We start from the raw sequence: 13,843 nt of genomic DNA on the forward strand, positions 1-13,843 counted from the left end.
TATCTCGTAAATTCCCCGAGATTGTATCACAGCCCCTTTACGTTAGGCGCTTTTTTGTTGTCCCTGGGCTGAGAAAATCGGTGTGATACGGTCGTTTAGCACCTTGATCACTGCAAACTGTTGCAACTGTAAGTTTTCATCCAGGTCGAACGTTGGCTCTAGGCATAAACACACGCTGGCGTGCTCAGCACAGTCGACGATAAGGAATTGCCCACTCTGCTTTGAAGAGGTCAATTGCACCACGGCTTCATGATTAATTAGGTCGCCACTGTAGGGGGCGAAAAACCAGCTTTTTGCCAGCATGGGCTTAAGGTAGTGCTTCACCGCGGTGGCATTGAGGGCGATTTGACAGATATGGGCATCGCTCCACAGCGAGAAACCACTCAGGTACTGACACACCTGCTGATAAAACTCGGCATCTCGCAGATTAAACTTTGGCTGGGTAAAGGCTTCATCAATCAGCTGGCGGCTTTTGTACGGCGTGCAAAACTGCATGTCACCCATGTCGAGTAACAGTGTATTGCGCTCGTCGCATACTTGCCATTGCCATTCTTGCTGTGCCTGTAACATCCCTTCCTCGATTTAATCTTAATTAAAGTCAATAAAATCAATGCTTATAACTTTGGATTATAGCTCTTGGCGATCCCCTGTAAAATAAATTCTAATAATATTTTACGAGGGATCGTTCGTATCAATAGCGGATCCTTATAAGCCGCTAATGATCCGTTTTACTAACGCCGGCCCTTCGTAGATAAATCCGGTATAGATCTGAACCAAATCCGCGCCGGCATTGAGCTTCTCCTTAGCCGCCTCGGCACTGTCGATACCGCCGACACCGATAATCGGCAATTGACCATTAGAGATACGCTTGATTTCCTTAATCACTTCAAGCGATTTGGCGCGCACAGGACGACCAGACAAGCCACCGGCTTCGTCGGCATACTGCAAGCCCTGTACGGCCGTGCGGTCTAAGGTCGTATTAGTGGCGATCACACCGTCAATCTTGTTATTTAATAGTGAGTGAGTGACCTGCTCTACCTGCACCTGATCAAGATCCGGCGCCACCTTCACCAGCATAGGCACCTGCTTATTGTGCTTAGCGATAAGATCCAGTTGCTCGTTTTTCAAGCTCGACAATAGATCGTCCAGCGCTTCGCCGTATTGTAAGTCACGCAGACCCGGGGTGTTTGGCGAAGAAATATTCACCGTAATATAGGAGGCGTGCTCGAACACCTTACGCATACAATGGATGTAGTCGTCCTTGCCCTGCTCGTTTGGCGTATCCTTGTTCTTACCAATATTGATCCCTAAAATACCGCTGTAGTTGGATGCTTTTACATTGGCAACCAGGTTATCAACACCCTTGTTATTAAAACCCATGCGATTGATCACCGCATGCTGCTCCGGCAAACGGAAGATACGTGGTTTATCGTTACCCGCTTGCGGGCGCGGCGTAACCGTCCCTACCTCGATAAAGCCAAAGCCCATTTGTGCAAAGGCGTCGATGCATTCGGCATTTTTATCCAGACCGGCGGCTAGACCCACCGGGTTTTTAAATTCCAAACCAAGAAACTCGGTTGGCTTATCGGCCACATTTTGCGACCAGGCCATGGACAATGGCGTGTTAGCAAAGCGACGCAGGTTGTTAAGTGCAAAGTCATGCGCCCATTCCGCGTCCTTGGTAAACATAAAACGGCGTGCTAATTCGTAAAACATGGATCCCCCTAGAAAAAAATACCCCAGCCAAAAGCTGGGGTATTCTACAGAGTTTTACTGCTTATTAACAGTGAGCTTAGTTACGTTGATCACAGTTATGTGCAAGTAACATCAATTCACGCAATGCCACAGAGAACTTCGCAAAATCATGACTTTGTGAGGTCTTGAATTCGCTTAGCATTTGCTGCCAGCGGTGCAATAAGGCATCGTGATCTTCCATCCAGGCGTCGATCTGAGCATCAACATCCTGTTCCTTGTCATCGAAGCTACGCAGTACAACATCCGTTAGGGTACGTTGCTGCCAATCCAGCTCTTCACGGTACGATGCACGTGCTAGCGCTTGCCAGTGGTTTTGTACCGGCTGATTGGTAATTTGCGTTAGGAACCAGTGTAGGCCCATACGCGCACCCAACTTGAAGTATGTGCTTGAAACGATAGCCGTTGAACGCTTGCTTTGTGTCGCCACTTCCGCCAGGTCCATTGCCGAGAACAAGCTCGAAAGTGAAACGATACGCATAGCCAGTTGAGCTGGTACGCCCTTGCCGGCCAAGGCGGTCGCGTTTTTACGGATCTGCTCGCTCTCTGCGCTCACCATATAGCTGTGCAGATTGTCGGTAAGATCTTTAAAGCAAGGTGCAAAGTGCTCAATGCTCTGCTCGATGGTCAATGCTTTATTGCGATGGCGTAAGAACCAGCGTGTCGCACGACGTACGGTACGGCGCAGCTGATACAACATTTCCGTCTGTACTTCTGCATCAACCTGATTGTCTAGCGCACTGATCTCGTTCCAGGTAGCCGGCAAGGCGAAGATTTCGCGGGCAATACTGTAACACAAGGCGATTTCAGCGTCCGAGGCTCCGGTTTCTTCGTGCATGCGCACCATGAAGTTCAGACCCATGTCGTTGACTATGTTGTTAGCCAACTTGGTCGCGATAATTTCGCTGCGTAGCGGGTGGTTGTCCATGGCGGCATTAAAGCGCTCGCGCAGCGGCACAGGGAATGATTGCACCAATAGTTGACGGTAGTATGGGTTTTCCGATACTTCGTCCGTTACTAACGTCTCTTTAAGCACCATTTTCGCGTAAGACACTAACACAGATAGCTCTGGACGAGTCAGGTCCTTACCTGCCGCAGCGCGCTCAGCCAGCTCTTCATCGCTTGGTAAGAATTCGATAACGCGATCCAGCTTGCCTTCTTTTTCCAAGGCGTGGATAAAGCGGATCTTCTCTTTAAGCGTTGATGTGCCTTTAGATTGCGTCACAGAAATGGTCTGTGTTTGACGGTAACAGTCTTTCAGCACCAACTCAGATACTTCATCCGTCATCGCATACAGCAATTCATCACGTTGTTTCTTGGTCAGGTCGCCTTCACTCACTAATGAGTTAAGCAAGATCTTGATGTTAACTTCGTTATCCGAACAGGCTACACCACCTACGTTATCGATAAAGTCGGTGTTGATACGACCACCCTTGGCCGCAAACTCGATACGACCCAGTTGCGTCGCACCCAGGTTACCACCTTCACCAAAGATCTTGGCGCCCAGCTCGCCGCCGTTAATACGCAGTGCGTCATTGGCACGGTCACCCACGTCGGTGTCGGTTTCTGACTTAGCCTTGATGTAGGTACCGATACCACCGTTCCATAACAGGTCTACCGGCATCATCAGTAGTGCTTTGATCAGCTCGTTTGGTGTCATGGCCGCTTTCTTGGTGCCAATCATCTTCTTGATCTCAGGGGTCAAAGTGATTGACTTGGCGCTACGGTTAAAGATACCACCGCCTTTAGAGATCAATTCGCTGTTGTAGTCTTCCCAGCTTGAACGCGGCAGCTCGAATAAGCGCTTGCGCTCTTCCCAAGACTTGGCAGCGTCCGGATTCGGGTCGATAAAGATATGCATATGGTTAAATGCCGCTTGTAAGCGAGTGTGCTTAGAAAGCAACATACCGTTACCGAATACGTCACCGGCCATGTCACCGATAGCTATTGCGGTAAAATCAGTGTTCTGACAGTCAATACCGATTTCACGGAAGTGACGCTTAACCGACTCCCAAGCACCCTTGGCGGTAATACCCATCTTCTTATGGTCATAACCGATAGAACCACCTGAGGCAAAGGCGTCGCCTAACCAAAAGCCGTACTCTTGAGCGATACCGTTAGCGATATCTGAGAAGGTTGCGGTGCCCTTATCGGCGGCTACAACCAGGTACGGGTCGTCTTCGTCATGACGGGTTACATTGTCAGGAGCTTTGATTTCGCCATGAACAATGTTATCGGTGATATCAAGTAGGCCACGGATGAAGATCTTGTAGCACTCTTGACCTTCAGTAAAGAAGGCTTCGCGCTCGCTAGGTAGCTGCTTACAAACGAAACCACCTTTAGAACCCACCGGAACGATAACCGTGTTCTTAACCTGCTGTGCCTTAACCAGACCCAGTACTTCGGTACGGAAATCTTCACGACGATCTGACCAACGCAGACCGCCACGGGCTACCTTACCACCGCGTAGGTGAACACCTTCTACGCGCGGTGAATACACGAAAATTTCAAACGCAGGCAGCGGCAGTGGTACATCCGGGATCAGGCTTGGCTTGATCTTAAATGAGATATACGACTTAAACAGGCCGTCTTCTGCTTTTTGGTAGTAGTTAGTACGCAGCGTCGCCTTGATCATATCAACGTACAAACGAATGATGCGGTCATCGTCTAGGTTAGCTACGTTTTCAAGGGCTTCATAAATTTGCGTAACCAGCTTATCCAGCGCCTTTTCGGTGCCAGGGGCTTTAACCGAGAATTTTTTGGCAAATAGTTTAACGATCTGCGTGGCAATGTCCGGATAGTTTGCAAACGTGCTTTCGATATAACTTTGCGAGAAGGTTACACCGATCTGACGCATATATTTGGCGTAGGCACGTAGGATTGACGCTTCACGACCTGTTAGGCCGCCAACCAAGACCAAGCGGTTAAAGCCATCGTCTTCCAGGCGGTTGTTCCACACATCGGTCAGGGCTTTTTGGAAACGTGCCGATACCTTGTCAAAATCAGCCACTTCTTTGCTGCTTAGCAACATAGAGAAGTCCATGATCCAGTTTACCTGGCCGTCGGATGTTTTCACCGCGTACGGCGTTTCGCCGATAACGCGCAGACCAAAGTTCTCTAACATCGGCATCACGTCTGACAGGTGAATTGGCTCGTCTTTATGGAACAAGGACAGACGAACTATGTTTGAGCTTACTTCTTCTTGTGGACGGTAGAACAGCATTTCCAGCTTGTTGTCATCATCAAGTAGCTCTAATTTTTCGATATCAACCACGGCGGCACTTGGCAATACCTGATCTTTATAGGCACTGGCAAAAGCGTTGGCGTATTTGCGGTTTAGTTCGTTACCACGGGCTTCGCCATTATTGGCCAGTAAGGCCGATTGTAGTTTGTCTTCCCATGTGCGGGCAGCTTCTACTAAATTGTTTTCGATTTCTTTCACGTCGTAATCTACGTTGTCTTCTTGCACACGCACTATGTAGTGGGTACGGGCAAGATTTGATTCTGAGAAGTATGTGGTAAAGGCCACTTTGTCTGTCGAGCCAAAGGCTTCAGCTAAGATTTGCTGGGTTTCGCGGCGCAGCGCAGTGTTATAGCGCTCACGCGGCACATACACCATGCAAGAGAAGAAACGACCATAGGTGTCTTTACGCACGAATAGACGACACATATCACGCTCTTGGATATGCAACACGCCCATAGCAACATCAAGCAGCTCGCTTTCGCGGGCTTGTACTAACTCATCACGAGGATAGGTTTCAAGAATATTGAGCACCGCTTTATAGGCATGTGTACCCACGGCGAAATCACTCATTTCCAAGACGCGGCGGATTTTTGTCTTCAACACAGGCACATCGGCGGCACTGTTGTTATAGAAGCTCGATGAGAACAAACCAATAAAGCGATCCTCACCCACCACGTTACCGTCTTTATCGAAACGTTTGATACCGATGTAATCGGTGTGCGCCGGACGGTGTACGCGAGAAACAGAGTTGGTTTTAGTAAGTACTAAAAGGTTGTCACTGCGCGCTTCTTTGCGTGCAGTTTCCGGCATGGTTGATAACAAGCGGATCTGGCCTTCTTCTGAGTTCTTCATCAGACCCAGGCTGGTACCTTCCACGCCCTTCAACTGGTGGTCGCCTTTTACCGGCGTAAGCTGGTATTGACGGTAACCCATGAAGGTAAAGTTGTCGCTTGCCAACCACTCAAGAAACTCAATGGTTTCATTAAGCTCAACCTCATCCACATTGTGCGGACGCTTAGGCAAGTCTTTGATCACTTCCAACAGCTTGCTGCGGATTGGCTGCCAGTCTTCAACTGCCAGTGATACATCATTAAGTACCGACTCAAGCTCTGCTTTAAAAGCACTGATTTCCGCTTCATCTGTTTGACGGTCAATCTCAATAAAGAACACGGTTTTAGTCGAGTTTGACTCTTGCTCGGCTTTTAGGTTCGAAAGATTGATAATCGCGCCATTGTTATCGCGCTGGATTTTTAACGGCGTATGTAGCAACAGGTGTGATGCAATGTTGGCACGGTTGAGTGACATGCGCACCGAGTCCACCAAAAATGGCATGTCTTTAGCGATGATTTCAACGATGGTGTGAGAGGATTGCCAACCGTGTTTTGCTACTTCAGGGTTAATTACACGGATCACCGCTTCGTCGCCCTGGTTTCCTTCTAACGAATTCCAAAGGCTAAGCGCGGCCCCGTAGAGGTCACTGTCATTTCTGTGTACTAGGTCTTCAGCCGACATATTGCTATATAACGCTTGGGCGAATTTGTCGACCAGTGACACCTTGTCTGGATTAACTTTGCTCTTAATAAGCTTGCTGACGTTATTCAGAATAACGCTAGCGTGACCGTCATTTTGTGTCATTGTGTGTTCCTTAATCTATACCGCCTTGTGAACGGGTGACTGAATAGCGTGGAGTCGGGCTAAATTCTAACGCTTTTACAGCTAATAAACAGCCTTTTCGTTGAAATCAGACCAATGATTTCAGCGTCTTGGCTAACTATTCACAAAATATAGATAGAAATGGCCGTTCCCGGCCATTTCTGTTAACACACATTCACATTATTTTTTCTGGTCAGACCACAAGAAGGTGCTGATTGCTGGAATTATGAGCAGCGCACCGATCATGTTCACCAGGAACATAAAGGTCAACAAGATACCCATATCGACCTGAAACTTCAGTGCCGAGAAAATCCAGGTACTCACACCTACCGCTAAAGTGATACCGGTAAATAGTACCGCACTGCCTCGTTCAACCAGGGCATTTCGATAAGCCTGGCTCAGGCTGACCCCCTGGTTCAGCTGAATCATCTTAGAGGATAGGATATAAATGCCGTAATCGACACCTATCCCCACACCTAAAGCAATCACCGGCAGGGTTGACACCGTCAGACCGATTTCCAAGGCCACCATCAAGGCCTGAGCCAAGGTCGAGACAATATACAATGGCAACACCACGGCAATGGTTGCGCGCAGCGAGCGGAAGCTGACCAGACACAAGGCAATAACCGCGCCGTAGACATACAGCATCATCGGCGTTTGCGCTTCGGATACCGACTCATTGGTCGCCGCCATTACGCCTATAGGCCCAGAAGCGAGACGGAATTGCAGCTTTTCGGTACCAAACTCAGCGCCCACTTCCTTCACTGCATCAACCACACGGTCGATGCTTTGTGCTTTATGGTCTTCCATAAAGATGATCACCGGCATCACCGAGCAGTCGCCATTAAGCAGGCCTGAGCTGGTTTCCACCCGCGATGACGCCTGCACTAGTGAGGCAGTATTACGTGGCAGGGTTTGCCATTTCAAGTTGCCTTCGTTGTAGCCGGCATTCACTGCCTGCGCAACACTGGCAAGGGAGACACTGCTTTGCACCCCAGGCACGTTTTCGATACGCCACTGGAATTGGCGAATACGTTCCATCACATCGTGCTCAGTACAGGCCGCCGGATACGCCTCCACTATTACCTTAAGGATATCCGACGAGATCTCGTATCTGTCGGAGATCAAGAAGGTATCCTGGTTATAGCGGGCGTCCTCGTGCAGTGCTGGTGCACCGGCGTGCAGGTCGCCGATATGCATCTTTTGCGATTGCCAAAAACCAAAAGCAAACAGCAAGGCCGTGCACACCAGGATGATGGCTGCATATTTTCTATCGGTCGCGCACACCAGCAACTCGCGGATCTTAAACAAGCCGTCCTTGTTTCTGTTATCCGCTGAAAGCACACGTAACTTCTTCACATCTAAATAAGACGCTATCACGGGTAGCAAGACAAGGTTGGTGAAGATGATCACCGCCACACCTAAGCTCGCCGTTATCGCCAGCTCACGGATAATGCCGATATCGATAGCCAGCAAGGTCAAGAAGCCAACCGTGTCCGAAAGCAAGGCGATACCGCCTGGGATCATCAAGGCTTTAAAGCTCGATTCCGCAGCGTTTTTAGCGCTGCTGCCCAGTTGGACTTTTTTGGCGATATCGTTGATCATTTGCACGCCATGACTGACACCGATGGCAAATACCAAAAACGGTACCAAGATAGACATGGGATCAAGACCAAAGCCCAGGCTAGAGAGCAAGCCTAGCTGCCAAACCACGGCAATAAAGGAGCAGACAATAGGCAACAGGGTAAGCTTAAAGCTCTTACAGAACAGCCACACCATAATGAAGGTGATCACTATGGCAATGGCAAAGAACAGCAGCACATCTTTAGCGCCATTGGCAATATCACCGGCCATCTTGGCAAAGCCGATAATATGAATGCTGACCTTGTCGGTACTCAGATCATCACGAATTTTGCTTTCAAGCTGTTCGGCAATAGCCAAGGTATCAAGTTTTTCACCTGTTTGCGGGTCAAATTCCATCAATTGAGCGCTGACCATGGCACAGGAATAGTCTGAGGCTACCATGCGCCCTACTACCTTGGCCTTTTCGATGTTTTCTTTAACCCGTGCTAAACCACGCTCATCCGGGCGAAAATTAGCGGGAATAATCGGACCACCGCTAAAGCCATCTTCCACCACCTCAACAAAGCGAGCGCTCGGTGAGAATATGGAGTTGACCAGTGGGCGATTAACACCTGGGATAAAGTAAAGCTGATCGTGCACCGATTTTAGCTGAGTAAAAAATTCTTCATTAAAGATGTCGCCGTCCGCATCGCAGACCGAAATTAAAATACTGTTAGCGCCACCAAATTGTTTTTCGTGTTTGGTGTACACCTTCATATATTCGTGATTAAGAGGGATATTTTTGTTAAATGACGCATCAAGCTTAAGCTTGGTAGCCTGAAAAGCCAGGGCCACTGTGGCTAAAGCAAAGGCCACTATCACCCACATGCGATGGCGGAATAAGCTACGTTCTAATGCTTCCACTATATTATGCATGATCAGTTAAACTCCTTGCTTTGGATCCCAGCTTCGGTGGCCATTATTAATTTATCCTTGAACTGCACCCCATTTAAGATTGCCTTACCATCGCTGAGCTGCTCACTTTGCAGTTGCGTACCGCTGGCATCATCAAGGTGGTAAATTACCGCCGAGTTAGCAAAGATGTACAACTGCTCATCGGCTGTGGTCATCATGCTGTTCATGGTTGCCTGCTCGCTGGCCATCAGCTGTTCCCAACCGGCATCGTCGCTGTAACGAAAGGCATTGCCACGTAATCCGGCCACATAAAGGTTCCCGGCCATTTCGGTGATGTCGAAAAAGGAACCATGATAGATTTCTTCTTCACGCAGCCAGCTTTGGCCGCCATCATTGCTGTGCGCGATTAACCCCATTTCGCCAACTATATATAAGCCCTTGCTGGTATTAGCGATGCGGTTAAAGTGCGGCAAAATGGAGGCGGTTTCCATTTCATAGCCCTCGGGATCTTCGGCCTTGAGCTGATTTAGGTAGTCTCGGTCTTCAGCGAATAACAAGCTATCTAGGAATCGCTTTTGCCAACTTTGGCCACCGTCCTCGGTGACAAAATACATGCCGTATGCTCCCACGGCGATACCCTGTTGCGCATCCATAAAGGTGATATCCAAACAAGGCTTATCAAGCTCGGGGAGAAACTGCTGAATTTGCCAACTTTGTCCGCCGTCTTGGGTATTCAAAATAGTGGCATCATGGCCGCAGGCCCAGCCCTTGTTATTATCAATAAAATAGACCGAAGTGAGCAGTACATCGACTGGAGACTGCGCCTGGCGCCATTGCTGAGTATCTTCACTCAAAACGATGGTGCCATGTTGACCAACGGCAACCACTCGCTCTTCGGTGGCGGTAATATCGGTGAAAAGCGTTTGCGTAGCCTGCTCGGCACGATAAGCGGGCTGAGGTGTTGTTTGAGCCACACTGTGCAGTGACAAAAGCAACGTTGCCCAACTAAGCAAGTACTTCATATAAAATTGCGCCCAAATAGAGAAATAAAATTATGGAGCTAGGCCCACTTTCGCGAGCCTAGCTAAGTGCGAGGATTAACGACGACCTTCGCGACGAAGGGCGTTAGATGTAAACTCGTTGTCATTGAACGACTGTGAGAAGTCATACATCTCTTCTTGGTTATCTAGGCCAATGGCCAGATAACGACGCGAATTAAGGTCATGGTAAACCTCAAGCGTACTCCATTGAGTCGGTACTTCGTAATAGTTTAGACCATGGGCCATAGCGACGCGGTAGAGTTGATCGCGGTTGTCATACAAGTCGGCAACCGAGATCTGCCAGCTGTCTTCATCGATGTAGAAGGTACGCTTCTTGTAGGTGTGACGAGTGCCCTCTTTCAACGTGGCTTCAACAACCCATACACGGTGCTTTTCATAGCGCACGTGCTCAGGATTCACATGGCCCGGTTTGATGATGTCATCATAGCTTAGTGAGTCACTGTGAAGCTTGTAGCTGTTGTAAGGGATCAACAACTCTTGTTTACCTTTTAGCTCCCAGTTGTAACGGTTCGGTGAGCCATTAAACATATCGAAGTCATCGGTAGTACGCAGGTTGTCCGACGCCGTTCCCGGTGCATCATAAGCAACGTTAGGAGCACGACGCACGCGACGCTGACCCGTATTGTAGGTCCATGCCTGACGTGGCGTCAGAATCTGGTCCATGGTTTCATGCACCAGCAAAGCGGTACCGGCAAGGCGCGCCGGCTCGGTGACACGCTGCTTAAATTTGAAAAGAATATTAGACTCTTCCAATTGCTCTGGGGTGGCATCATTATCGGCGTATTTAATCAATAGCTGCTCGTCGAAACCGATCAGGTTATAGGCACCTGAAGCGGTAGGCATTGCCTGACCACCAAAACGTGAGATCGACTGACCACGATAGCGCAACAGGTGGTTCCAAATCGCTTCAAGGCCGTTTTCAGGCATTGGGAATGGAATACCAATAGCCGTGTTCTTAATACCGTTACCGCCTTCGATCAATTCGGCCTGGGTGGCGTACTTTTTCGTTGCATCGTAGAAGAACTGCGGGTAAGAGGCACTACGACGAGTTGGGTACACCTGCATCTTAAAGGTATCAGGATAGGCTTCAAACAAGGCTATCTGACCAGGGCTTAACAGGCTCTTGTACTGCTCCAGATTTGATTTATCTATGGTGTACAACACCTGATCTGCGGCAAACGGATCCGGGTGGTGCATGCCTGGCTTGTAGTTTGCCGGCACTTCGGTGATACCACCATTCCATTCTGGAATGGAGCCATCTTCGTTACCCGCCTTTACGGCGCCAATTGGCGTCAGATCCGCGCCTAAGCGAGCCGCCTGCTCCGGCGAAATTTTAGCCTGTACTGCAGTGGTGGCAAATAAACCACAGAATGCTGCTGCAATGAGGGTAGGTTTAGTCAACATACGGATACCCTTTTAAATTGAATATTTGATATTAAAGGAAACAAAATCACGATCGGCAAAAGTATTGGTGGCGCCGCCGCCCCAGAATGAGTTGTAACCTAAATCAAAAGACCAAGTATTTTGATAGTTAAAATTCATATTAATTCCCAATGATTTTCTGTCTTCAATAAACAGGAACATGGGATCTGGGGTAATACCATTGACATCGTGTGAGAATACGAAGCGTGGCGAGAAGTTAACGCCGGAGAACAAGTCATAATAATCGCCTTTGGCGACTAGACGATAACCCCAGGCCGACGCCGTTGGGAATGGGTTAGTTTCTGGACCGTTAGACAGCGCCATATGTAATGCCGAATAATCATCCGCCAGTGGACCTTGAATAACGCCGCTGCGACCAGTACCGGATACGTTTAGGCGTAATTCGTCATAGGCCGGCATATTATTGATACGCACACCACCTACTTCACCAAGCACCGCCCAGCTATCGGCACCGAGTGCTGGGCCAAACAGATGCGTTGCGGTAAATTGCACTTGTGCTGTATTACGCAAAATATAGCCTTGAGCCGTACCACCTGGGCCAACTACCGCAGTGGAATCGCCTGGGCTTAGCTGAGAAATACCCGCAAATTCAGGACGTAATCCCGCCAATGCTAATTGCTCTGGCATACCCGCGTACAGCAGTTCCACGTCATCAACCTGGAATGGCTCGTCTTCACGGAAAGCGAATTCACCGGCCAACGCGGTTTCGCCGATAGAGGTGTTAAAGCTTAAACCATAGAGTTTAATGTCTTCTGGGTAATCCAGTTTAGCCTTGGTAAAGGCCTTCAGATCGTTAACATTATCGCTATTGATCTCTGTGCTCATGATCATCGCCAAGTCTTCACCAATGGCGGTGAAGTCAGACACCTGACCTGAGATCACCGGACGACGGCTATGGTAATTGATGTAATACAAGGCCAGCTCGGTGTCGTTCAATTCAGGCATAAACATGCCTAAGCGTAAACCGTATTGACCGCCATCGCTGGGCTCTGTTTTACCGCGCTTACCCTCGCCCTTGAGGGCCACCTTGGTTGGATAAGCCAGGTACATGTTTGCAAGCAGTTGCTGGCCTGCTGCAGAAGTCGGGTCGATGCCCTGCGCCGCCGCAGCAGCCTGCCAATCTGAAGTGAGGTTGTTCAGGCTGTCGGTCAAAAACGCCAGGTCTATATCCGGGTTGGAGGTAAAACCCAACTGAACGTTTTGGTTAAAGCCGTTTTCCGAGGCGAAATCATTGGTAGAGAAATAACTACCAGTGGCTGGTAAACGGGTTTCGTGCCACTCATATTGATAGAAACCTTCAAGGAAAAGGTTTTCTGTGATCCCCAGCGAGGCCCAAAACATACCCACAGGGATAAAGGCTTCTTTTAACTCAGCGCCCGGCGCTTTTAAACGGTCGATATCAACCGGGTTCACGTTGATGCCGTGTGAAATCAGGGTACTTTCACCCCAGTTTACAACCTGCTGGCCTAAACGCAGTGATAGCGGGTTTTGACCATCATTAAAATCGAAGTCGGCCCACACAAAGGCATCAAGAAGGCGGAAGTCGGCACACACCTGCTCTTTGGTTTCGTCGTAATCGCATGGGTCAACGCTTTCGCCGGATACCGGGTTGGTATAGGCATAGTCGCCATCCATCAGCGCAAAATCATAGAAATACATGAAACGGGTGAATAAACCGTAAGATTCGCCGTTGATCGCTAGTTCATGAGTCCCTTTTAACAATTGCGAAAATGTATCGCCCTTGTCGAAATTCAGGTTACCGGCGTCACCATTGTTGGAATAGGCACCGGGTTGGCTCCAGACATCGCTGGAACTATAGATGGGATTAAGCGCGGCGTTGTAATTGCTCCAGTCGAAACGTGGGTGATTACTCTTACCCACGTACTGGTCGAAATCACGGTTTTCGGTACGAATGCTCTGTCCGTATGAAAAAGTCGAATCAAAATTGATATCGAAATCACCAACCGTAAAGCTGGCACTGTGTGCGGCGCTACTCATGCCTAACATCGCTGCGCCGACGCTGAGCGCTAATCGATGCTTTGCAAATAGTGGCTGTCTTATCATTGTTGCTTCCCCCTTAGCGCGGGTAATTTTTAGATCAAGTTATTGTTTTTAGTGTAGTCTTGTGCATTTGAAAGGATACGCTACAGTTACAAACAGTCTACATGAATGTGTTGTACCTGGCGTTAAATTTCCTTTTCATCTGCTAATG

General features: G+C 48.9%; 7 protein-coding genes. All 7 read right to left on the reverse strand.

Translation table 11 applies throughout. The features are described from left to right. Positions 1 to 42: 42 nt before the first annotated feature. Positions 43 to 570 carry a cell division protein ZapC domain-containing protein gene (locus tag C2M29_RS11065; RefSeq protein WP_105189830.1) on the reverse strand — a complete coding sequence of 176 codons (528 nt, stop codon included), beginning with the start codon at positions 568 to 570 and terminating at the stop codon, positions 43 to 45. Between the two features lie 135 nt (positions 571 to 705). After that, entirely contained in the window at positions 706 to 1,716 is a 1,011-nt protein-coding gene (pyrD, locus tag C2M29_RS11070) for a quinone-dependent dihydroorotate dehydrogenase (protein WP_105189831.1), read from the reverse strand. A gap of 76 nt (positions 1,717 to 1,792) precedes the next feature. Then, positions 1,793 to 6,631 carry an NAD-glutamate dehydrogenase gene (locus C2M29_RS11075; RefSeq protein ID WP_105189832.1) on the reverse strand — a complete coding sequence of 1,613 codons (4,839 nt, stop codon included), beginning with the start codon at positions 6,629 to 6,631 and terminating at the stop codon, positions 1,793 to 1,795. Positions 6,632 to 6,829: 198 nt separating this feature from the next. Further along, positions 6,830 to 9,148, reverse strand: a complete 2,319-nt coding sequence (locus tag C2M29_RS11080; protein ID WP_105189833.1) for an efflux RND transporter permease subunit — start codon at positions 9,146 to 9,148, stop codon at positions 6,830 to 6,832. A 2-nt stretch (positions 9,149 to 9,150) separates the two neighbouring features. Next, the gene (locus tag C2M29_RS11085) at positions 9,151 to 10,149 is read right to left on the reverse strand and encodes a WD40/YVTN/BNR-like repeat-containing protein (protein ID WP_105189834.1); all 999 of its coding nucleotides are present in this window, start codon (positions 10,147 to 10,149) and stop codon (positions 9,151 to 9,153) included. A gap of 75 nt (positions 10,150 to 10,224) precedes the next feature. Next, a complete protein-coding gene (locus tag C2M29_RS11090; protein ID WP_105189835.1) occupies positions 10,225 to 11,592 on the reverse strand; it encodes a DUF1329 domain-containing protein in 1,368 nt (455 codons plus the stop codon). Between the two features lie 12 nt (positions 11,593 to 11,604). Beyond that, positions 11,605 to 13,695: a DUF1302 domain-containing protein gene (locus C2M29_RS11095; protein WP_105189836.1), complete on the reverse strand. Its 2,091-nt coding sequence runs from the start codon at positions 13,693 to 13,695 to the stop codon at positions 11,605 to 11,607. Positions 13,696 to 13,843: the final 148 nt, after the last annotated feature.

This window comes from Pseudoalteromonas sp. T1lg48 (genome assembly GCF_002964785.1).
In the GTDB taxonomy this organism is placed as follows: Bacteria; Pseudomonadota; Gammaproteobacteria; order Enterobacterales; family Alteromonadaceae; genus Pseudoalteromonas.